Raw genomic sequence first — 23337 nt, forward strand, 5'->3', positions numbered from 1 at the left:
GCCTTCGCGGGCAAGCCCGCTCCCACAGGGGATTGGGTTTGCAGGCCAGTTCAGGTTGGCACCGATCAAAATGTGGGAGCTGGCTTGCCTGCGATGGCGGTGGGTCAGCTGCATCGGTGTTAACTGACAGGCCGCCTTCGCGGGCAAGCCCGCTCCCACAGGGGATTGGGTTTACACGCTGGATCATGTGCACGCCGATAAAACTGTGGGAGCTGGCTTGCCTGCGATGGCGGTGGGTCAGCCGCCACCATCCGCTCAATCAAACCACTCCTTACGCCCCTCAAACGTCCCCACGATCAACTCGACTATCACCTGCACCGCCTGCGCATCCTGCACCTGGGCATTCACCGCCAGCCACACCTGGCGCTGCATGCTGTCGGCCAGTAACCCCGGCAGTGCCACCAGGCCGCGGTCGAAGCTGCTCATGTAGTGCGGCAGCAAGCCGATGCAGGCGCCGCAGCGGATCATTTCCAGCATCAGTGAGTAGGCCTGCACTTGCACCACGGCGGCGCGGCGTTGGTCGACCACGTGGTTCCACGGTTGCAGGGCGTCGACCTGCGCGTCGGGTTGCCATTGCACGAGCATGTAGTCGTCGAGGTCGTCGACGCTGTCCGGGCGGGTGGTCAGCCGTGAGTAGCGCTTGGCGATGTGCGGCAGGTAATGCAGGCGCGCCAGCGGCCGTGGCGGTTGGATCGGAAAGCTCGGCCCGGGCGCGGCGCCGTCGGTGTCGGAGAGCCACAGCACCACGTCCACGTCCACCGCTTGCAGGGACAGCTGGCTGTCGATGGAGATGATCTCCAGGCGCACGCTGGCGTTGCGGCGCAGCAAGGCGATCAGGTCGCGACCAAGGATGTCGTGCAGGATCGGCTCGGCCACCGCCAGGCGGATCAGCGGCTGCTCCACCACCGGCAAGCGCCGCTCATGGGCCAGCGCAATCAGTTGCGCCTGCAATTGCAGGCCGTCGCGACTGAGGACCAGGCCATTGCCTTGATAGGTGAACAGCGCATGACGCACCTGTTCTTCCAGCTGCGCCAGGCGCTTGCGCAGCAGCGTCGACTTGATATTCAGGCTGCGCGCCGCCTGCATGAAACAGCCACAGCGCGCACTCACCAGAAAGTAGCGTGCCACTTCCGGCTCGATCTCGCAGGCCAAAGCCGGCCAACTGCTGCGCGCCTCGCTCGCCGTACGATAAGCGGCGGGCGCCTGGGGACCGGACGGTTCTAGATATGCCATGGGAGACTCCCTGTCTTGTTGGTCTGTGCATCCAATGCGGGTTGTCGCGACTTACTCCAGCACCTTGTTCAGCTCGGCACCGTCGATACTCAAGGTGGCGGTGTTGAGCATGCCTTCCAGGTAGGCCTTGGCGATCTGCTCCTGACGTTGACTGCGCAAGGCCTCGGTCAGGCGTGCGCGCAACTCATCCAACGTCGCCGTGCGCGCCGGTTGCTGGGCGGTGAGCTTGAGCACATGGAAGCCCGCCGCACTCTGCACCACCTCCGACACCCCGCCGACCTTGAGCCGCGCCACCGCCTCGCGCACCTGCGGCACCAACTGCTGCAACGGTTGCATCCCCGAATCGCCGCCACGCGAGGCGGTGTTCGGGTCTTGGGAATATTGCGTTGCCAGGGCGGCAAAATCCCCCGGCGTGGCCTGGGCCTTGCGGCTCAATTCCTGGGCCTGGCGCCTTACTGCTTCGGCGGATTGCGGGTCGTTCACGGCGAGGAAAATCTGGCTCACCCGAACCATCGGCGGCGTCACCCACTGCGCCTTGCCGGCGTCGTAGGCCTGTTGCAACTCAGCGGTGCTTGGGTAGCCGGCCGGCACTTGGCTGACCGAGAGCATGTAGTCGCGAAACACGATCTGCTCGGTGGCGGCGCGGGTCTGTTGCTGCACCTCCGGGCGCTGACGCCAGCCCTGGGCGTCGGCCTGTTCCAGCACGGCCTTTTGCGCCAGGCGTGAACGCAGCCAGGTTTCCAGCGCACCACGGTTGCCGCGCAGCTGCTCGCGGGTCTCGGCCGGCAGGCTCGCCAGCACGCTTTGCATTTCCGTCAGGTCGATTTGCTGGTTGCCCAGGCGCGCCACCGCCGGGCCGCCCGCCGGCGTCGTGAGCACCGGCGCCGGCTGCTGCGCCGCCACCGGGTCGCTGCCCGGCCGCAGGCTCAAGCCCACGGCCACCACCAGCAAGGCCAGCGCACCCGCGCCGACCATCAAGGTTGGCTTTTTCACAATACCGCCGCCTCTTCACCAACGGATTGCGCGGCGGCCTGCAACTGCGCGGCCTGCTGGCTGTATTCACGCAGATAGACAATGAATTCCTGCAACAGACGGTCCCACAATTCCAACTGGCTGCGCAGGTAGGTGACGCTGACGCCCGCCACCACCACGTCCATTTCCATCAGCAGGAATTCACCCTGCACCGACAACCGCGCAAAGCGGCGCGATGCGTTCCACACCTGGGCCAGGCCTTCCGGCAGTTCGCCCTGGATGCGCAGCGCGCAGCTGTAGGTGAAATCCACATAGCCGCCCTGCTCGCCCGCCGGGTTGCCGAAACGCACGGCAAAGCCGATGCCCTGGCTGGCGCTGAGCAATTGCACGATGCCGTTCTGCTCGCTCGGGTTGACCCGGTAGCCGGCTTCTTGCAGCAGTTCGGTGAGGCTCTGGACGGTGACGCTGGTGATCAATTCGCTCATGGTGAAGTCTTCCTTGTCGATCAGTGATTGGCAGTTGCCTGGGGCGCATCAAAACGGCTCTTGTACAAATCGTCGCCAAAGCCCTGGGCCAGTTCCTCGAACTTGACCCGCGCACCGCTGGCGAAGGGCTGGCGGATACTCATCACCTCGGCCACATCGATTTTTTCGTAGGCCGCCAGCAGTTGCTGGGCCACGCCGTACATCTGTTGATTCTTGACTGCACATTGCTGCACTTGTGTGTCACGTTCGCTCAGCTTGGCTTGCAGGCTGGCGCGCTCGGCCTCCTTACCCTTGGCCAGCACCAGCAGTTCCCCGTAGGCCTTCTTGAACTTGCCGATCTGCTCGTTGCTCGCCGCCACCTGGGCTTGCGCCTGGCTGTGCAGGCTTTGTTGCTGGCCGGCCATTTGCTCGGCCACGCCACGGGTCTTTTCCAGCTCGGCCGTCAATTGCTTGATCTGCGCCTGGGCCTGCTTGGCCTGGGTTTCCGCGGCGATGCGCGCGGCGCTGGCCTGGGCCTGTTCGCTTTGCAACGCCTGCAACTGCTGGGTGGTGCTGCGCAGTTGGGTACGCAGGCGCTCTTCCATGCCTTCGGCGCTGGCGCCGGTGGCGACGAACAACAACAGCAGCCCGCAGATTCGCGTGTTCATGTGGCATCTCCTGTGCGCGTCAGAAGCGCGTGTTGAGTTCCAGTTGCATCACATCCACTTCAAACGGCTGGCCGTAGACTTCCGAGGCGCTCAACCAACGCGCACTGGCGTAGATGTTCTTTTCGATGCCGTAGTTGGCACCAATGAAGTAGCCCTTGGCGTTGGTGCCGCCGAGGTGGAACGACGAATCGTTGAAGCCATCGGGCAAGGCGTCAGGCTGGATGTACTTGTAGCCGGCCAACAGGTTCCAGTCGCCGCGCTTGCGCATCTCCAGGGCACTGCCGAGGGTGAACGAGACCATCAACGCATTGCCGCCACTTTCAAACTCGCCATTGCTGTTGAGGTTGTTGACGATGTGGCCTTCGCTGCGCTTGAGCATCTCGCCCTTGTCGTAGCCCAGGTTGTGGATGAAGTTGGCTTGGCTGCGCAGCTTGAAGTCGCTCGGCAACTCGCTGTCCCAAACCGCGTTGAGGTCGAGCAGATTGAACTTGGACGCAAGGCCCACGAACTGCGGCTCCGGCGTCTTGCCAGGGGTGGCCGGGTTCGGCGCGATGTCACGCAGGTTGAACACGCTGTTACCCTTTTGCATAAAGGCCACGCGCGAGCCGTCGGTGTCGCAACCCGGCTTGCCTTCCCACGGTTTGCACAGGCTGGAGCGTTCACCTTCGATGTTCTGGAACTGGTAGTAGGCGCCCGCGAGCTTGAGATTGTTGCTGCGATTGATCTTCCAGTCGGCGCCGATCTGCCCGCCAAACAGCCATTTGGTGTCGCTTTCTTCCTTGTCGAAGCCGTTGCTGCTGGCGGTGTCCGAGGTGTATTCCACCGGGAACGCGCCAAGGGTGCCGAACAGGTTCCAATCGCTGGCAAGGCGGTGGTTGAAGATCGCCGCCACGCCGTCGAAGTTGAGGTCGTTGGAATACATCATGTCGGTGGAATAGAACGGGTTGGCAATCCGCCCGCCGGTCAAGGTCACACTGTCCGAAGCTTTCCAGCTCAGGTAACCCTGGTCGAGCCAGATGTCCTTCTTGCCAAAACCGCCGCCGAGGGTCTGGGTGGTGGACACCGGGTTGTTGTCGGAGCCGGTGCCGAGGCGGATGCCGGCGGTCCATTCCGGCGAGATCACCGCTTTCATGCCCAGGCGGGCGCGGATGCGGAACAGGTTTTCGCGGTCTTCACGGGTATTGAGCAACGGCGGCAGCTGCGTGCTGGAGGCCGGGTTGACGTCATACGGCCCGTTGTTGTTGAGCTTGGCGTAGTCGGTGATGGTGTCGTCGTTCTTGCCCGAGAAGTAGCGCGACTCGTCACGCAGGCGGATATCGCCGTCAAAGCTCACGCGGGACACCCAATCCGGGAAGGTATTGGGCTGGGCCCAGTTTTCCTGCTTGGCGGTGGCCATGACTTCGGCTTTCACCTGGTCGCGGATCTGGTCGCGCACCGCTTGCGGCACGTACTGCACACGCACGTCCCCCGGCGCTGCCGCAGGCCCTGCGGCCACCACCGGGGCGGCATTCGCCTGGCGCGCTTGCAGGGCTTCTTTTTCCGCCTGGGCAATCAGCCCGTTGGCGGTGTCCTGGGTCAACACGCCCTGCTGCACCAACAAGCGGATCAGGTTGATGGTGACGTTTTCCGAAGGCGCAACCGGGGCGGCCGTTGCTTGGCCAACCAGGGTCGCGATGACAAGGCCGACCGCCAGGGTCAGTCGATTCACGGGGGAAATCATGTGTACGCAACTCCTGTAAAAAACCGTAGAAAAGGGTTCGATCATTCCGGGCGCCGGCCCTTGAGGGACAGGCGTACCGGCATCGTTACGGCGGCTGGCACCCGTTGCGTGGCATGGGGCGCGCGCAACGCGGCCAACACCTGGGCATCGGTCTCGGCATCACCGCTGGACTTGGCCAACTCGGCACGGGTGACCTGGCCATCGGCGTTCAGCCACAAATCGGCCTGCACCGCGTACGCTTTCTTGCGCAACTCCGGGTCCTCGCGCAGCAGGCGCTGGAACACCCCTGCCAGGTACTGCTTGTAGGTGCCGGTGCCCAAACCGCCGCCACCGGAACCGGCCATGCCGCCGCCTTTGCCGGCGCCGATGTTGAAACCGTCATTGCCCGACTGGGCATCGCCGTCGATCTGCATCGGGTTGGCCAAATCGTCCGCCGGTGAAGGCGGAGCTTCGTCCGCAGGCTTGACCTCTTCCGGCTCGGGCGTGGGCACCGGCTCGGGGATTTTTTCTTCGACCTGGGGCTCAGGCTCCTTGGGCTTTTCCGGTGGTGGCGGTGGCGGTGGCGGCAACGGAATAATCGTCGGGATCTTCGGCGCTTCGCGGCGCACGCCACTCATGTCATTGGCCCACTGCCACAGGAACCAGGCCGCCACAGCGCCCAGCAAAAGGCCTGCGCCCCACTTCAACGGGCGCAGCGGCGGCTTGTTCTTCACCGGCAAGGGCGGCATCGGGATCTGTGCGGTCATGGCTCAGCCCTGGCTCGGTTTGCCGGTGACCAGCCCGACCTGGGACAGCTCCAGCCGTCGCAGCAAATCGAGCACTTCGATCACCTTCTGGTACTGCACCAACGCGTCACCGCGCACGATCACCGGGAAATCCGGGTTCTGCGCTTTTTCGATGCGCAGGCGCTCTTCCAGCTCGCCAAGGGTCACCGGGTACGCGTCGAGGAACACCTGGCCACCGTCGTTGACGGAAATCGCCTTGGTCTTGGCCTCCGACAACGACACCGAGGCGCTGGCCTTGGGCAGGTGGATCTGAATGCCCGAAACCTGGGCGGTGGCGGTGAGGATAAACATCACCAGCACCACCATCAGCACGTCCACCAGGGGCGTGATGTTGATGCTATCGACGGCGGCATCATCGTCATCGTCGTGGGAGGCGTTTACGGAAGCCATGCTGATTCTCCTCAGGCCGGTACGGCAGCGTGATGGTCGCGGCGGTGCGCGGCTTCACTGGACTGGCTCTCGCCGTGCATCTCCGCCAGGCGGGTGATGAACTCATCGACGAACACACGCATGTCCGCGCTGACTTCCTTGTTGCGCGTAATCAGGCGGTTGTAGCCAAACAGCGCGGGGATCGCGACGAACAGGCCCATGGCCGTGGCCAGCAACGCGGCGGCCATCCCCGGGGCGATGGCGTTGATGTTCACGTCACCGGCCATGGCCGTGCCAAGGAACACCACCATGATCCCCAGCACGGTGCCGAGCAGGCCGATGTACGGGCCGCCGGCGATGGCGTTGGACAGGGTCGAGAGCTTGGCGCTGAGGGCCTGGTTTTCGCGGGTGCGCACACCGTCCATGGAGCAGCGGATGGCTTCGATGGTCGCCGCCGAGACGGACGAGGTGTCGGCGCCCTGGGCGCGGCGGGTGCGGATCTCCTTGACCGCCACCAGGTACAGGCGCCACAGCGACGAATGCTGCAGGCGCTGACCCAGTTGGGCGTCATCGGCAAACATCTCCAGGCGCGTGCCGATCTGCGCGAAGTGTTCGCGGAAAACCTCGTTGGCGCCGCTGACGCGGCTGACCTGGCGGTTCTTGCGCAGCATGATGACCCACGACTGGAACATCATCGCCACCAGCACCAGGATAATCACCCAGGCGTCCACCGGCACGGCGTTGAGCAAGAAGCCCAGGCTGCCGAAACCAAAACCGGACTGCTCTTCATCGACGCCGTAGGCCACCAGTTTCGACTCGGCACCTTGGGCGCTGGCATCGGCCAACAGCAAGGTGGCTGGGCGCGCGACCTTGGACAGGCGCAGCTCATCGATGGCGCCGGCGAACGGCAGATGCGCGGTGCCGGCGTCCGGCAGATCGCCGCCAATCGCCAGTTGGGAATTGAACGCTGGCAGCGCAACCGCCAGGCTCGCCGTCTCGCGACCATTCACAAACAGGGCGATTTTTTCACCCTCGGCAGTGAACGCCAGGTGCTGCCATTGGCCCGGGTTCAGTGGTTGGGTGGAGACCACGCGTTGGCCATCGACTTCCACAAATGGCGTGCCCTGGTTCAGCCCCAGCAGCAGGCTGTGGGGACCGTCACGGCGGGCGAGGACGACCTGCTCGCCACTGGCCTGGTCCAGGCGCAACCAGGCGCTGAAGGTGAACGCGCCGCCCGCGGCGTGTTGCAGCGAGGGGCTGGCCGGCAACAACAGCGGCTGGCCGCCGAACTGCAAGGCGCGGCCGATCACGCCGTCGATGCTCGCGCCGGTGGCGTTGACCGAGGTGTTGGCGTAGGCCGTGGTGTCGCGGGCCGGGGTGCCGTTGGCCCCGTCAAAGTGATAGAGCGCGGTGTAGTTCGGGTCGAACGCCAACTGGCCGTTGCTGGTGGCCGGGGCTTTTTGGTTGCCGTAGTACATCCACAGGTCCTGGCGCTGGCCGCCTTCGACCTTGGGCACATCGACCCAGATCAGCGCCATGCCCATCAGCGGGTCGAAGCTTTCGATCTGGTGGTTGAACACGGTCTTGTCATCGGCGCTGACAAAGCGCAGGTCGGCGCCGTCGTCCTTGACCCCGTCAAAGGTGAAATTGCCGGTGTGCAGGCGCACCAGCAGCGCGGTGCGGCCCAGGGCCTGGTTGATCGCGGCGCCTTGGGCGGTGGTGTCCACGGTGATCTGTTTGCGGTAGTGCCAGTCGTCTTGCCACCAGGCATGGGCGGTGGCCGGGAGCGTGAAGCCCAGGCAGATCAACAGGCTCAGGATTAGGCGTTGCATGGGTGAAGTCTCCGAAAGAAAAAGTCAGAAAGTCGCCTGCACACTGAAGTGCAGTCGCGAGTCCTGTTTCTGGGTGTTCGGTCCATTGAGCAGCGGGTAGCCCCAATCCAGGCTGCCGGACAACCATTTGCTCAAACTGGCGCGGGTGCCCAGGCCGACACTGGCCAGGCTGTATTCGTCTTCTTGCTCGGGCAGCGGGTCGTGCAGGCGCAGGCGCGCGCCCTCGGCGAACGCATAGAAGCGCCACTCCTGCACATAACTGCCGAGGTACTTGGCCACCGACGGCGTGCGCAGCTCCTGGGACAGCAAGTAACCCTCGTCCCCGGTGCGCTCTGCCGCCAGGTAACCGCGCACCGACGTGGCGCCGCCGGCGGAATACTGCTCGTTGGATACCAGCGGCCCCGAGGCCAGCTGGAACGCCGCCTTCGACGCCGACTGCCAGTTGTTGGCGAAGGTGTAGGTGTAATTCAGGTCGCCCTTGAGCACCGCAAAACTGGCGTTGGCCTTGTAGCGCTTGTAGTCGAACTCTTCGGCATCGCTGCCGTAGCCAAAGAACGCGCGGGTGCCCACCACCAGGTTCAGGCCCAGGCCCAACTGGGATTGCTCGGTGTAGCGATAGCCGTTGTAGCCGAGGGTGAACGGCGCGTACTTGAGCGGCACCTGGTCGCGGCTGGCACCGAATTGCATCTCTTCGTCGAAGTCTTTGAAGTCGATGCCGAACGAGAAGGAGTTGGCCCAGACATTGGTCGCCGGCAGGTTGTAGATCGCCGACACGCCGTAGGAATGGCCCTTGCCGAGCACGTTGCTGCCGCCGATGGTGGCGATGTTGCTGTCGGACTGGTAGCCGCTGAACTGCAAGGTCCAGCGCTCATCCAGCGGCGCGCTGTAGGAGCCCGACCAGACCTTGGCGTTGCTGCTGTCCTGGGGCGCGGTGAAATAGGTCAGCGATATGCTATGGCCCAGTTGCCAGAGGTTGTCGTAGCCCAGGGTGGCCACCGAGCGCAGCTTTTCGGTATCAGCGCTGTAGTCGTTGTTCAGGCCAAGGCTGGCGTGCCACGGGTTCTGGTCTTCCACCTGCAAGTCCACGTCCATGGTGCCGGGGCGCTGGCCTTCGTGCACCAGCGGCGTGACCTGGCGCCCGACGCCGCGGTTGAGGCCGGCGAGCTGGGTTTGCACGGTGGCAAAGTCCGGCACCTCGCCTTCCTTGAGGGCCGGCACTTCGTCGCGGATTTCCACCGGCGAATAATGCTTGGCGCCGACCACGCGCACGCGGCCGATCTTGGTTTCGCTGACTTGCAGGTAGACGATACCGTCATCGACCTTCTGCTCCGGCAGCTCGACAAACACCGACTGGTAGCCGCGCGCCTGGTAGATCTTTTGCAGCGCATCGCGGGCGCCTTCTATATCGCCCAAGGTTTTTTGCGGGCCAAGAAACGGGGACACCGCCTCTTCGATCGCCGCCGCATCGAGCACGGTATTGCCGCGCACGAAGTACTCATTGACGTCGACCCGGCGTGCCGCGCCCTCCTCCTCGGCCTGCGCGGGTGAGGCCAAAGCCCCCAGCGTCAGGCAGCACAGCGCCAGCGTTGACTTGAACAGATGCTCCACACCGCCCCCTAACTTTCCAAGATTACGCGCCGTCGCCGTTTGCACGGCGTTTGGCCTGCTCAATTGCTGGTTGTCGAAAGGTGGCTGTGCCGGGCCAGCCAGGTGTGCAGCAAGGCGAAGTTCAGCGAGAACTCCGGCATGTGCAGCAAGGCGCCACAAAACACTTCACCGATGATGGTCTGGATCAACTGCACCGCACGCGGGTTGCCCAGCACGCTGGCGATGTCCCGTTGCAGGACATGGATGCCCCACACTTTCTGGTTCAGGTCGAGGCCGACGAACCAGCGGAACAGCAGGTTGTAGTTGAGTTGCTCGTGCAGTTGTTGCTCGCTGGGCACCGAATACAGCAGTTGCAGCAGGAGGATGTGCACCACGGTGTGCGGCGCAATCAGCATGCCCGGCTCGGGCTGGAGCCAGTCGCGATGGCTGTCGAGCACCTCGTCGATCTGCGGGCGCAGCAACACCAGCGAGTGCCCCGCCGGGATAAAGCTGGAGACTTCTTTCAGCGCGCCCTGCCAATCGTCCTGGGAGACGATCCACACCCACGGCGCGCCGTAGCGGTACACCGAAACCGGCTTCTTGCGCGCGGCTTCGACGATCTTCGACAGGCGCTGATCGAGCTCCTGCATACCGACTTTCGAGTAACGTTCCATAGTTCCCATTTGCCCCACTCCTGGCGTCCTGCTGACGGCTTTGGCGACGACTTTTGATCGTGTCCAGCGCGTTACATAGGAGAGACAGGCGTGGGTGGGAGCTACCGAACTTTTGTCATGAAAGCTTCATTTAGGATTGGCTGGGGGGCAATTCTCAGGCCCCGACACGGTGGACAATGTGTGTGTGGGCTTTTGTGTGGGAGCGGGCTTGCTCGCGAAAGCGGTGTGTCAGCAAAAAATGTTCTGACTGACTTACCGCCTTCGCGAGCAAGCCCGCTCCCACATAAGCCCGGTCCCACATTTGGATCGGCGTACATTCTCAAGCATCAAAAAAAAGGGCGATCAGTGATCGCCCCAAAGCTACATCGAGAGGTTCTTCAAAACACTACAAACTGATCTGCTTACGCTCCTCATCCGTCAACCGCGCCCGTGCCTGTTCGCTCAGCGGCCCGGCGCCCAGCACCTGCACCGGGCTGTTGGGGTTGTAGCTGGAGCTCTTCTGCTCCGGCTCACGCGGCACTGGCTCCGTGCCAAAGCCCAGCACTTCCACGGTGACAATCGACGGCCGCCCCTGCTTCGCTGCCGCCTGCTGGCTGCGCGCGGCATCTTCTGCGGCCTGGGACGCCGCCGCCCCCGCCGCGCTGGCCGAGCTCATGGCGCCGGTGTTGACCGTGGCCGAGACCGGCACCCCGGACGACTTGCCCTGGGTCTGGATATTCGCCGCGTTCACCACCCGCAGGGCGGCGATGTTGATGTTGCCCGACACGCGAATGCCCGCCTCGCCCGCATCGATGGTGCCCAGCGGCGCAATCAGGTCGATGTCCCCCGCCGGCACTTCCGGGATCGGGTTAAGCGTGGCGATGCCCGCGCCGGTACTCGGCACCGACGGCGACAGGCTCACGTTGCCCCAGTTGTCATAGACCCGCTTGGGCGGCGTGTACACCACGGTGGTCTTGGAACCGCGCCCGGCGTTGATGTCGCCCTCGGCGGTCCAGCCCATGATCGAGCCGCCAAAGGTGGTCATGATCCGGCTTTGGCCGAGCAGGATGCTGCCCATGGAGTACAGCTGGATATCCCCGGCGCCCTGGGTAATCACCCCGGCCGTGGACGGTGGCGCCGCGCCTTCGATGCCGAAGGTCTGGCCACCGCCCGGGGTGAGCATCTGGATCGAGCCACCGGCATTGGTGTGTACGCCCGAGCCGTTGAACAGGGTGATATCGCCTTGATAGGTGATCGGGTTGCCGGCCACATCCTTGTCCGGGAACAGCGCTGCAATCGCCGTGCGGCCACGCAGGTAGCTGCCCTGGCGCACGCCGCCGTCCTGGTTGTACTCGCGGCCAGCGGCCTTGAGTTCGGCGAAATACACGTCGCGGGCAAACACCCGTTGCTGCTCGGCAGGCAGCGCCGCGTAGTAGGCCCGCGCCTGCTCGCTGTCGCCAACGAAGCCGAAGCGCTCGGCCAGCCAGGTGACCAGTTCGTTTTCATAGGTCTTGGCGACCTTGACGCCCTGCAGCGACTCACCGGGTTGCGCCTGGTTGAGCGGGTTCAGGTAGGTCGCGACGAAGCGCTGGTAATCCGGCCCGTTGGCGCCGACACCGGCCTGCATGACGATGCTCGCACCAGGGCGGGTATCGCCCGGCAGGATCGCGCCGAGGCTGGTCACGCTGTGCTCGCCGCCGGCGCCGGTCAGCAGGATGTTGCGCCCGGCGGAAACTTCCAGCAGGCCGGGGCCGGCGACTTGGAAGTTGCTGAAGAGGATGTCGCGGCCGGCGGAGACGATGGAGATGTCGTTGGGGTTCATGTGCAGGAACAGGTTATTGCTCGAAGCCGCGTCAGTCCGGTCCAGGCCAAAAGCACGACCACTGCTGACGATATCCCGCCCGGCCATCATCCTTATCGCGCCGTTCCCTTCATACCAAGTCTCACCTTCATGCAGTGACCCTGGGGTTGCGCTGAACGTGATAATCCGACCACTGCTTACTCCGACCAGATCCCCGTCCATCGCATAAAAACGCGCCGGTTCAGCACTGCCAACGGCGGACGCAGCTGCCGTAGCTGGCCCAAACGCAAACAACGACAAGGAGCCCAAGCTGCCACTGGCTGGCAGGTTACTGGCAACCACAGCAGTACCAATACGAGCTTGATAGGCCGGATTCCAAGGGGTGGCCAGCGAACTTTGCGCCGCCCCGGACTGGCTGACCGCCATACCACCGCCGTAGATCGAGCCCTGAGCAAGGAACTGCAACTGGCCGTTCTGCCCCGGCGCCAGCAGTAATGGGTAGCTATAGTTTCCATCGAGGTTGGCTTGCAGTTCGGCCGCTTTACCGTAATACAGACTGCCGCCAGCCGCAGTTGCCCTCAAGATCGACGGGTAGATCACAGCCAAATCAGTCGGTGTATCGGAAAGGCTGAATGGCGTCAGGTTACCGCCTTGGGAGAACAGATCAATCGCAGTGCCTTTGGTCCACAACGTGAACCAGCTAGCCCCGGTGCCCAGTGTGTCACCCTGCGCAAACGGCGAAGCATGGCTGAACAACACCCGACCTGGATCTTCGACGTTTTTCACTACCAGGTCACCCAGGGTCTGCACGCTGAACGTGGCGTCACCCGGCACCAGGGTCAGCCCACCGTGAGCCACGCCACGGGTCGAAACCAGCGGGTCAAATGCACGCGTCTCGCCGGGGCTCTGTTCGGTAGATGTATTGCCGTACAACAGATCGATGCTGCCCACCGTGGCGCTGCGCAACTGCACATCGCCGCGAAGATTGACCAACATGCCGTCACGGTGATCCGCGTTAGCAACAACCATACTGGCAGGGTTCAAATTACCGCCGATGCGCACCCGCAGATCGCCGCCGCCGGTCAACTGCAAGCTGCCATCGCTGGCAACCCTGCCCGTGCTGCCGACTGCCAGCACCAGGCCTTGGCTGTGGGGGTTCACTGCTACGTTGCCGAGGCTATAAAGCAGAGTGTTCAAGACCCCGGCGTCGCCGCCAACGCTGACATCCAGATCCCCGCCTCCCAGGGTGCCGAAGCCAGTAAAGCCAAGCATTCTGTCCGCCCCCTGTGCCGCAGCATAACTACCGAAATTGATCCACCAGGCGGTCGGCTGCGCCTCGCCACCGGTCTCGACAGCGTTGCTGCCCTGGCGCCATAGCCAGTTACCAACGGCTGCCGAGTCGCTCCCACCGTCCTTGGGGTTGGGCCGCCCAATATTGCTCTGAGCGACGCTGGTGATATCACCGGTCAAATCGCCCCCAGCAGTAATCGTCAGATTACCCCCAGCCTCTGGATACCAAGCCCGGTACAGGCTAGTGGGCGAGCCGTTGACGAACTGCTCGAACAGGCTGTTAGTGTCGCCCAGCACAGTTTTCGCCACCCCCTGCTTCGCCTTGGCCTGGTTATACGGGTCGCCCTCGAACGTGCCCGACGAGGACGTGCCGGCGGTGTACACCCCATACAACGAGTCCATGCTCAGGTTGCCTGCACTCAACAAGTCCAGGTCGCCGGTGCCGGTGCGGATCACGCTAAAACGTGTGCTCGCCGGTGCAGCTGCATACTCCAGCGGGTTTTTGAGCTGGCAAAACATCATGCTGGCGGCGCATAGCTGGTCGACGGTAAACCGGTTGAAGCGATACACCAGTTCGTCGGTCATCTCTGCACCCAGCGTTACCACGACCCCCGCCCTCGCGAAGCGATCGACGGAGTACTGGGTGAAGACATAAGCCCCCGTGGTCTTGCAGAACTGCGGGGACGCACCACAAAAGTCATTGATCGAGCCCTGGTTGAGGCCATCAAGTACCTGCTGATCGACAGGATCACCCACCTTGACGGTCACCCCTTTGCCCCCCAGATACGCGACCGCAGCCGCCGTCCAGACTTCCACGCCGCGCGGCGGCAATTGCTTGGCGAACATGCCGTAGTGAGTGTCCGCCAGATGCAGGTCGCCGCTGCGCGGATGCGCTTGCAGGATGCGACTGTCGGCGGCCTCGGTATCGGCGCCTGCCACCAGGCGCAACGACCACGACTGCGTGCCCTCAGCCAACATCGGCGCGATTGCCCAGAGCTGCCCGGACCCGCCAGCGCGCAGTTGCACCGACCTCACGCCATCGGGCAATTTCACGTTGGTGCCGGCAGGAATCAACGCGCCTTTGGGCAGGTCCTTGGTGCCATCGAGCAACACCAGGTTGTTGCTCGGATTGGCCTGATGCACGCCTGGCAATGGCACGCCTTTAGGCCAGAGCATGCCCTGCAACACGGTGCCCTCGGTCAACAGCGTACCGGCGCCCAGTTGCGTGCCCTCGACCAAGGTCTGCGCCTCGCTGAGCAAGGTGCCGGCGGCGAACAACAGATTGCCGCCCGCATCGCGCACGTCCGCCGCAACGACGCTGCCAGCCGGCAATATCAGTTCCTGGCCCAATGTCGCCGTCGCCGGCAGACGGGTGTTGGCCGCGACCGTCAGGCCCTTGATCGGCAGGTCATAGTTCAGCGTAGTGCCCGCCGGGAACGCCGTGCCATCGGCCAGGGTCACGCCGTTGCCTGGCACCACCACCGTACCGCCCCGGTAGTCGATACCCGGCAGCAACACCCAGCCCTTGTCATCCGCCGACGGCGGTGGCGGCGCGAAGCCGTCGTTGATGCTGCCGTAGATATTCAGGTCGCCACCGGCACGCAGGGTCAGGCTGCCGGATTCACCGGAACCGTAGACCGCGTTGTCCTGCTGGCTATGGGGGTTGAGGCTGGCGTAGCGATAACGGGACAGGTCCAGGTCGCCCTGCACCACCAGGTCACCGTCCGCCGTCTTGCTGACGATTTCCACGCCGGGGCGCACATGGAAAGCATCGGCGTAGGTGGCGTTGTTCAGCCCTGCGAGTTTGTTTTGCAGCAAGTCGGTGTTCTGCAACGCCGCCTTGATAAAGTCGTTGCTCAACAGGTGCTTGCCATCCAGGTAGCCCTGGGTGATCTCCTGATACGGTTTGCCGCTGGCGGTGGCGTCGGTTTTTTCCGGGGCATCGTCGTAGGTGGCCATGCCATTGAGGCTGATGGAACGCGCGCCCTGGATCGTCACGCGGCCGCTGGCGTCGATGGCGATGTCATTGCTGCCGAGGCGTGGCGCGTTGAGTTCCAGGGTGCCGCGATTGCGCCCGTCGTTGCCAGACGCGCCGTCGGTGCCGTGGCGCAGGTCGATGCGGGCGCCGCTGGCGAGGGTCAATTGGCCGTCGCCGGAGCCCAGCACCACCATGGCGCGGTTCGGTGAGTCGATGATCTTGCCGTAGCTGTCCACCCGCAGTTTGCTGCCGTGGGCGTCGAGCACCGCCGTGCCGTCAAGGGTCAGGCCGTGCTTGCCGGCCAGGGTAATGCTGCCGACGCGCTCACCGCTGGCGTCCACCAGGCCGTTGACCCGCAGGCGGCCGTTGTCGAGGGACACGCTGATGTTGCCGGCCTTGAGGCCGTTGCCGATGGTCAAGTCGCCCTGCTTGAGCTGGAAGCTGCGACCACCGTAGACCGCACCCTGATTGAGGCGCCCGTTGAGGTCAGCAAATTGCTGGTCGAGGGAACCGCTGCCGCCCAGGCGCTGGGCCTGGAGTTCCACGGTCGCGGCCTCGTAGGGCATCGACGTGCCACCGGCCAGGTAATAACCGCTGCTGCCGCCAAGGATCTTGCCTTGCAGATCGACGATCCCGGCCGCCGCGTCGGTTGCCACCGCGCGCAATTTACCGGCCTGGTTGTGCTGGGCCGACAGGTCGATGGTCGAACCGGCGGCCTGGCGGATATTGCCGTTGCGGCTGTCGAGCAACACGTCGCCGCCCCAGCCGTATTGGGTCACATCGTTGAAGGCGATGGGGCGCCCGGCCACGTCGATCAATGCGTCATCGGTCAACACCACATCGCCACGGGCACTGAGGCTGACCTTGCCGCTGGGCAACACCACCGCACCGGCCACGCGAATGCTGTCGCCTTGCAAGGCCAGCTCGGCACCCTGGCCGCTGGCGGTGCCACGGGGACCGGCGGAGGCGCCGATATCAATTGCGCCACCGGCGGTAATGCGGTTCACCGAGCCGGCAGCACCGGTCATCAGCGGAGTGCGAAGGGTCAGGTTGCCGCCGCTGTACTGGAAGCCGGTGACCGGGTCATAGGCGCCCTGGCTCTGGTACACCTTCAGGCTGCCCTTGTGGTTGGCGGTGACGCGCTCGCTGGCGTTGAGATTGACGTTGGCAAACCCGAGGGCCAGGCGGTCGAAGCTTTTTACATTGCTCGGCTGGCCAAAGTCGCCATAGCCGAACTCGATGCGCTCGGCGTTGATGTCCAGGCGCCCGCTGCCGGTGCCCGCGCCGCCTGTCACCACGGTGCCAGGAGCGTTGGTGGCGCCCAGCCAGATCAGGTTGGCGGTGTGGATCGTCGCCACATCGTTGGCGCCTCCGGCGCCATACATCGCCGGGGTGGACAGCATCAGGTTGCTCAGCAGCGACTTGCCTGTGAGCGGGTCGTAGGTGTCGAGGCTGGTGCTGCCGTAGAAGTTGAAGCTGTCACGGGCGGACAGTTGCAGGGTTTCCAGCGCGGGCGCGCCGAATTGCGTGTCGCCGCGCAGCAGGCGGTCGAGCAGCGCTTGGGTCAGGGTCAGTCCGGCCGGCACGCGGTTCCCCGCTGCGGCCAGGGCTTCGACGCTGCCCAGGTTGATCGCGCTGACACCGAGGTTGAGGTGACGGGTGCCGTAGCGCACCGAGTCGCCCAGTTGGAACGTGCCGTCGGTCAACGCGACGATGCTGCCATCGGAATACAAGCCAGTCCCGCCACTGCACGCGCCACTGTCGCAAGCCCCCACGTTAATGCCCTGACTGACACCCCCTTGCGAGCGCGCACTGACCACATTGAGCAGCCCGTTGGATACGGCCAGCATGTTCAGCACCTGGTAGATAAACCCGTCACGCGCGTCGTAACTGGCCTTGCCACGCCCGAGGGTGTTGATCGAGGCCCCCTGCTCGACCACGATGCCGCCAGTGTCACTGACCAGGAACACTTCCGGCGCGGCAAGGGTTGCGCCTTCGCGCAACGTCACCGTGCTGTTGGCGCCATTGAGGCCCCCTGCCAGCCCGATAAAGTTGCCGGACTGGCCGTATTCCACCACCGTCATCCCGCCCACCACCAGGCGTGAGGCGCCCAAGGCATTGAGGGTGTCGGCCTTGAGGGTGATGCCGGCGTAGTCTGCCGTGGCGGCCTTGCCGGCGCCGATCACTTCAATGCCCTGCCAAGTTGGGTCCGTCACGGCCACCGTACCGCCGTACCCACCTGAAGCAGCCTCAAACCGCCCTACCCCCTCGAACGAAAAGCCATCGGCCCCCGCACCGGGACTCAGCGCCAGCTTCAAGGTCTTGGCATCGGCTTCCAGCATCGGTCGCGGCACGCCTATTCGCGCGGCATCGGCCTTGGCGAACTGGGCATAGCTGGTTTCGTTGTATTGGGAGTAACGGCGCAGGGTATCGGCGGAGGTCAGGATCAGCTGGCTGGCGATGCTGTTGCTGATCCCGGTATTGGCAATCGACAGGTGCCCGGAAGTGGCCCACGAGCCATTGCGCATCAAGGTGGTCGCCGCGTCGCTGCCAAGCCCGGCGAGGCCATTGACCTCCACGCGAAACGCCCCAGGCAGCAGCGCGTAGGTGGAGGGCATCAGGGTGTAGGTGCCCGCCGGCAACCCCGGCACGCCGGCGCCGATCGTGACCTGCTGGCCGACCATTGGCGCTGAAGCGCCGCCCTCCGGCGCCACGGGCGCTGCACCCGGCTGGATCCCGGGCACAATTGCGTAGACCGGGTTGGTAGCCAGGCCCGGCAGCACGAACCCGCCGTTGGCGCCAAACTGCACCAGCGGGTTGAAGCGCGCATCGGTAGAGCCGCCACGGCCGGAAATAAAACCAGCCCCAAGCAATTCGCCGCCGCCGGACAGATCCAGCGTGGCCTGCGGCTGCACGGCCACCGTAGTACCGCCGAGAATCACCCCGACGCTCAGATCGCTCATCGCCGTGGCCACGCCACCCTGGCCGATAAACGTGACCTTTTGCCCGTTATAGCGGTACTCCTGGCCGTCGAGCGTGCCGCCATACGGCAGCACCAGGCCCTTGCCACTCACCGAGGTGAGACTGCCCGGCAACAATTGCACCAGGCTGCTGCCCATGCTGCCGATATCGATCAGGCCCAATGGCGCACGCACCACACCGCCCTGGCGAACCGTCGCCGCGCCCAGTTGCAGGCGGCCGAAGGCCGAATACGGCATGGCGGCGTCGGCGCTGCCGGTACGGCCGATGGTCAGCGTACGCAGCGGGTCGAATTGGATCGAGTTGGCAGTCACTTCCCCCAGATAGCCGGCAATCACCCGCGCACTGGCCTGGGTGCCCGGATACAACTGGGCCGCGCGCAGGGTCATGTCGCCCTGGGTCAGCAATTGCGTGCTGATACCCGGCGCAATGGCGTTCTCATTCGGCCCGGCGAGGAAGCGCAGGTCGCCCTGGCTGGTCAGGTTCACCTGATCAAAACCGCGACGCTCGATGTCCAACAAGCTCCAGTCCGCCTGATTCAGGCTGCCCTTGAGGCCAAACAACACACTGCCGCGCACATCGATCAGATTGCCACTGGCATTGAACTGCGCGGCCGTTTCCAGAAACGACGGCTTGGGCAGCTCGATAATCGGGCGAATGTACTGATCCTTGCCGGGCGTGTTGATGCCGTTGAGCAATAGATACGGCGCCGACAGGTTGACCCGCGAATCACCCGCAGCATTTTCACTAAGGGCAAACGCCGAACCGAACAGGCGCAGGCTCTGCCCCATCGCCAGTGCGACGTCGCCGTCAAAGCCCATGATGCCGTTGCTCATCAGCGCCAGGTTATCAAAGCCGCCAGCGCTGACTTGATCCACTCCCAGGCGCCCATGGCCGTATTCCAGGCCTGCGGCAGCCTCCTCTGGGGTGCCTGCCAGGTCGTGACGCTGATGGATCTGGCTGATTAGCAATTCACGGCCTTTGAGCACCTGATCGACGGCGGTGAACCGCTCGTAGTTCGGGCTTTCCAGCGCCACGGCCAGGCTACCGCCCGCCGCGCCAGCGCCGCCCGCCCGGGCGACAAAACTGCCGTCCAGGTACAGGCCGTTATTCGACGCCAGGCTGATGCTGCCGCCATTGCTGGCCTGCTGCACCAGCCCCTGCCCGGCAATGTTCAATGGTGCCTGGGTGCCGGAGGCGTCGAGGCGCGCGCCTTCGCGCACCACCACAAACAAATCACTGGCGGTGGCAATGCCCGTCGCCAGGTCGAGGGTGCCGCCGATATTGATGGTGCCGCCGTCGCGGACCACGCCATAGGCGCGACCACGGTTGTCCAGCGCGGTCGCCGCCCGCGCTGCGGCATCGATCAGCGCGTGTTCGCCGACCCAGATCGAGCGGCCATGGCCGAGGGAGTTCACCGCATCGGACGCGGCGGCGCGCAGCCCTCCCAGGGTGATGCTGCCGCCCCAGGCATTCAGCGTGCCGTCCATGTTCAATTGGCCGACACTGCGCAGGTTGATGGCCTGGCCGGGGTCAACATTGATCACCGCACCTTGGCCCACCGTCAGCACGGTGCTTGCCATTTGCTCGGCGGTGGAATTGATCTCGCCGGCGTTCAAGCTCAGGGTTGCACCGCGACGCTGGGTCAGTACGCCCTTGATCGCATCTTCCTGGTAGAGCGCGGGAGTCCAGCGCTCCAGGGCGATGGCTGGATCGCTGCCGGTGGCGGCAGACAACGCCTGCTCACCCGCGCGCAGTACCGGGGCGCTGACATCGACCTGCGTGCCATCGGTGACGAGCAAACCTTCGTTGCCCGTGATGTCGTAGGCCGAAAAGCCCTTGTTGAAGAAGTCGCCCGCCAGTTTCAGGGTGTCGGCATCCGCAGCCACGGCGCTGTCGCCGATCTGCACTTTGCGTGTCTGCAACGCCAGGGTGCCGCCGCCGTTGACGCCGTAGCCGCGCAGCTCGCCGTCCAGGCCCAGGGTACCGAGTGCGCTCAAGGTCACGTTGCCGCCCTTGCCGCCTGCCAGCTTGCCGTCCACACCGAGCGTGGCGCCGGAAGACGCGTCCACCACGCTACCGGCCGCCAGGCTGATGTTGCCGGTGCCGCGCAGCGAGACCTTGCCGCCGTTCACATAGGCCACGCCTGTGTTGTTGGCAGCGTCCAGCAGCAGGTTGTTCCAGCGCCCGCTGACGTCCAGCTTGACCCCTTCCGCCACCGTCAGGCTGCCATCGCCCGGCAGGATCGTATCGGCCACCGCGCCGTCCTTGAGCGGGTCGACCTGGCTGAGAATGTTCCCGGCATGAATGCTGCCGCCGTGGGCCGTGAGGTTGGCGTTGACCGCCACCCCCGGCGCGAACAGGGTGATGGTGCCGCCATCGGCGACGTTGAGCGCACCGTTGACGCTGACTTGCTGGTTGGCCGCAACCTTGACCGCGCCCAACTGGAAACCGTTGAGTTGCTCGCTGTCGAGCACAACCTGGCCCTGACGCTCGGTTGGCAGTTCCGTGGTGAGGTCGAGGCCGTCGGCGATTTTTTGCGTGTTGCTGTCGATCAACACCTGCTCGGCCGTCGCGCCCAATGCATAACGCAAGGTGCCGGTGGTCTTGTTATAGATCGGCACGTACTGGCCAATAATCAACTGCGCGCGCTGGGCCATCGCGTTCTGCGACTGCTGGTAGCCGTCGAGGTTGATCGCCGGCGCCTGCATCTGCCGCTCGCCCTGGAATACATCGCTGACCACCTGCCCTTCCAGCACCGCGCTGGTGGTGCCGACCACCAGCTTGCCGGCGTCGCGGCCCACGGTATAACCGGCCTCGTTGCGCCCCTGCGGCGCAATCAGCGGGTTGTAGTAGTACTCGGTCTGGCCCCAGCGCACGCTGGTGTCTTCATAACCCTTGTAGATCCCGGAATAGAGAATGTCCCCCGGCGCCCGCGACAGCTCATACAAGCGGCGATCCGGGCCCTTGAGCCAGGTCTGGCGGATGTAGCCGTCCTGCACATCCACGGTGCCGCCTGACAGGTTGATCTGCGCGCCCTGCTGGGTCACCACATCCTTGCCGGTAAAGGTCACGGTGCCACCCTGGGCCATCCACTCGCCCACCGAGTGGCCCTGGGTGCCGAGGTAGCCACCGACTTCCAGCAAGCCGCCCGCGGTGTACCAGCGGTCCGTGGCATAGCCGTTGGTGCCCGCCGCGACAAACACCAGCTCGCGCAGGTCCACCCACACGTCGTTGTTAATCAGTTGCCCGTTGTCGCGGTTGACCGCTGCATCGCGCTGCTCGTTGCCCTGCACGTTGATCTTGATGTTGTTGGCTTCCATCGCCACCTTGACGCCGACCGCCCCCGACACGTCGATGATCGCGCCATCGCGCACCAGGCTGCGCTGGCCGGCGCTGACTGCGACTTGCCCGCCGGTGGCCAACGTGATCGAGCCTTTCTGGAAGTCCACGGTGCCGCCGCTGACGATCTCGATGCGCGACTGGTCGGTGCGGTCGGCCACCGCACTGAGGTGGTCGAACTGGCCGTCGATCAGGTTGGCAGGCTTGCCGTCGAGCAGGGTCAGGCCGTTGTTTTTCTGGGTATTCAGGGCCGTGCTGCCGCTGGCATCCAACAGGATCGCGGTGGTGCTGCCGGCGCCGAGGGTCACGCTGCCGGTGCTGTCGCTGGCCGAGTTGAGCAAGTGAATCGTGCCGCGTGTGTCCACCGAGGTGCTGGCCAGCGCCACGCCGTTTTGCTGGATCTGGTGACCGGTCAGGGTGATGTCACCGGTGGACGCCATGATGAGGCCGCTGTTGCTGACCTTGCCCGCCGTGCTGTCGAAGTTGAGGGCGGTGGCGACTTCATTGCCCCGGGTGGTGGAACGCTCGTTGCCCGCCGTGCCGACGCCTTTGCGGATGTAGAAGCTGTCACCGGCCGCCAGGGTGGTCTGGCCCTTGGCGGTGATGATCGTGCCGGCGTTTTCCACCTCGGTGCCGAGCAGCAAGGCATAGCCGCCCGCGTCGGTGGAGGTGGCGGCGTTGTGGGTCTGGATCAGCGCACCGCGTTGCACCTCGACCTTGCCGGCCGCGTCGGTGAAGGTCGGCTGGGTGCCGGTGGTATCGACGTAGAGGCCGCGCTGGGTGAACTGCTCATCGGTGATGTTCGCCGCCGCCGCCACCAGGTTGCGCACATTGACCTGGCTGGTGCCGCCGAAGACCACGCCGTTGGCGTTGATAATCATCACCGTGCCCGCGCCCTTGATCTGGCCCTGGATCTCGCTCGGCCGCGCATTCGGATCATTGACGCGGTTCAGCGCGGCCCAGTTGGACTGCTGCTGGAAGTCCACGGTGGTGTTGCGCCCGACGTTGAAGGTCTCCCAGTTGAGGATCGCCTTGTCGGCGGTCTGCTCGATGCTCACCGTGGTCTTGCCACCCGCCTGGGACTGGGTCGGCGCCTTGGCGTTGATCCAGCCCTGGGTCAGGCTGTTGTCCACCTGCAAACCGCCCTTGCCCAGACCATCGGGAATAGTCGACACCTGCCCCAACGCCGCCTGCCGCCCCGCCGCCTGCGCCGCCTGCTGGGCCGCAATCGCCGCGACGCTGGTGTTCAGCGTGCTGATGGACCGCGCCAGGCGCTGGTTGACCTGCGCCTGCTGGCTCAACGTCGGCATGCCCGGCACCTGCCCCGCGCTCAAACGCGCAGCGGTGGTGGCGCGCGTCGCGCCTTTTTCGGCAAACCACGCAGCACTGAACGCCTGGGCGGCATGGGCATTGCCCGCCACCATCAACAAGGCAATGGCCTGGGCCAGCGGCTTGAGGCGCAACACGGTCTGGGCACGCGGGCCCTGGGCATTCAGCTTGAGCGTGGGTTTGCAGCGGACCATCGGGAATCTTCCTTCTTTGTTAGCGCCCCGGGGCAAGACAGGCGCACGTATGAGGGTTAGGCGGTTGGCGAGGGGCGCGACTGAACTTCTGTCATGCAAAGTTCATATACGGCTGCTAACGCAAAAAAAATCAGCAACGGC

Annotated in this window: 10 protein-coding genes and 1 pseudogene; all 11 read right to left on the reverse strand. The window is 64.6% G+C overall.

Annotation, left to right across the window (positions count from 1 at the left end; translation table 11 throughout):
- Nucleotides 1–255: 255 nt before the first annotated feature.
- The 11 genes and pseudogenes from NUV89_RS03955 to NUV89_RS04005 all read right to left on the reverse strand — a co-directional run bounded on the left by NUV89_RS03955 (nucleotide 256) and on the right by NUV89_RS04005 (nucleotide 23196).
- Nucleotides 256–1233 carry a LysR family transcriptional regulator gene (locus tag NUV89_RS03955; RefSeq protein WP_257780372.1) on the reverse strand — a complete coding sequence of 326 codons (978 nt, stop codon included), beginning with the start codon at nucleotides 1231–1233 and terminating at the stop codon, nucleotides 256–258.
- A gap of 51 nt (nucleotides 1234–1284) precedes the next feature.
- Nucleotides 1285–2226, reverse strand: coding sequence for a peptidylprolyl isomerase (locus NUV89_RS03960; RefSeq protein ID WP_257780373.1), 942 nt, complete (start codon nucleotides 2224–2226; stop codon nucleotides 1285–1287).
- Nucleotides 2223–2690, reverse strand: a complete 468-nt coding sequence (locus NUV89_RS03965; protein WP_124528332.1) for a YbjN domain-containing protein — start codon at nucleotides 2688–2690, stop codon at nucleotides 2223–2225. The genes NUV89_RS03960 and NUV89_RS03965 overlap by 4 nt, the downstream gene beginning before the upstream one ends.
- 20 nt (nucleotides 2691–2710) lie before the next feature.
- Complete coding sequence (locus NUV89_RS03970) at nucleotides 2711–3337, reverse strand: DNA repair protein (protein WP_257780374.1); 627 nt, start codon at nucleotides 3335–3337, stop codon at nucleotides 2711–2713.
- A gap of 19 nt (nucleotides 3338–3356) precedes the next feature.
- Entirely contained in the window at nucleotides 3357–5057 is a 1701-nt protein-coding gene (locus tag NUV89_RS03975; protein ID WP_257780375.1) for a putative porin, read from the reverse strand.
- A 41-nt stretch (nucleotides 5058–5098) separates the two neighbouring features.
- Nucleotides 5099–5803, reverse strand: coding sequence for an energy transducer TonB (locus NUV89_RS03980; protein ID WP_017738392.1), 705 nt, complete (start codon nucleotides 5801–5803; stop codon nucleotides 5099–5101).
- Between the two features lie 3 nt (nucleotides 5804–5806).
- Nucleotides 5807–6232 carry a biopolymer transporter ExbD gene (locus tag NUV89_RS03985; protein WP_017738393.1) on the reverse strand — a complete coding sequence of 142 codons (426 nt, stop codon included), beginning with the start codon at nucleotides 6230–6232 and terminating at the stop codon, nucleotides 5807–5809.
- 11 nt (nucleotides 6233–6243) lie between these two features.
- On the reverse strand, nucleotides 6244–8043 hold the full coding sequence (locus NUV89_RS03990; protein ID WP_257780376.1) for a DUF2341 domain-containing protein: 1800 nt from the start codon (nucleotides 8041–8043) through the stop codon (nucleotides 6244–6246).
- Nucleotides 8044–8067: 24 nt separating this feature from the next.
- Nucleotides 8068–9651 carry a ShlB/FhaC/HecB family hemolysin secretion/activation protein gene (locus NUV89_RS03995; protein WP_257780377.1) on the reverse strand — a complete coding sequence of 528 codons (1584 nt, stop codon included), beginning with the start codon at nucleotides 9649–9651 and terminating at the stop codon, nucleotides 8068–8070.
- A 265-nt stretch (nucleotides 9652–9916) separates the two neighbouring features.
- Nucleotides 9917–10013 (reverse strand): annotated as a pseudogene (locus tag NUV89_RS29880) (transposase); the annotation flags it as partial.
- A 676-nt stretch (nucleotides 10014–10689) separates the two neighbouring features.
- The gene (locus tag NUV89_RS04005; protein ID WP_257780378.1) at nucleotides 10690–23196 is read right to left on the reverse strand and encodes a filamentous haemagglutinin family protein; all 12507 of its coding nucleotides are present in this window, start codon (nucleotides 23194–23196) and stop codon (nucleotides 10690–10692) included.
- Between the last annotated feature and the right edge of the window lie 141 nt (nucleotides 23197–23337).

The sequence above is a fragment of the Pseudomonas sp. 18.1.10 genome (assembly GCF_024655625.1).
Lineage (GTDB): Bacteria > Pseudomonadota > Gammaproteobacteria > Pseudomonadales > Pseudomonadaceae > Aquipseudomonas.

Coding starts and splice junctions, on each gene's coding strand:
- NUV89_RS03955 (WP_257780372.1), bottom strand. CDS start 1,233: ATGGCATATCTAGAACCGTCCGGTCCCCAGGCGCCCGCCGCTTATCGT.
- NUV89_RS03965 (WP_124528332.1), bottom strand. CDS start 2,690: ATGAGCGAATTGATCACCAGCGTCACCGTCCAGAGCCTCACCGAACTG.
- NUV89_RS03970 (WP_257780374.1), bottom strand. CDS start 3,337: ATGAACACGCGAATCTGCGGGCTGCTGTTGTTGTTCGTCGCCACCGGC.
- NUV89_RS03975 (WP_257780375.1), bottom strand. CDS start 5,057: ATGATTTCCCCCGTGAATCGACTGACCCTGGCGGTCGGCCTTGTCATC.
- NUV89_RS03980 (WP_017738392.1), bottom strand. CDS start 5,803: ATGACCGCACAGATCCCGATGCCGCCCTTGCCGGTGAAGAACAAGCCG.
- NUV89_RS03985 (WP_017738393.1), bottom strand. CDS start 6,232: ATGGCTTCCGTAAACGCCTCCCACGACGATGACGATGATGCCGCCGTC.
- NUV89_RS03990 (WP_257780376.1), bottom strand. CDS start 8,043: ATGCAACGCCTAATCCTGAGCCTGTTGATCTGCCTGGGCTTCACGCTC.
- NUV89_RS04005 (WP_257780378.1), bottom strand. CDS start 23,196: ATGGTCCGCTGCAAACCCACGCTCAAGCTGAATGCCCAGGGCCCGCGT.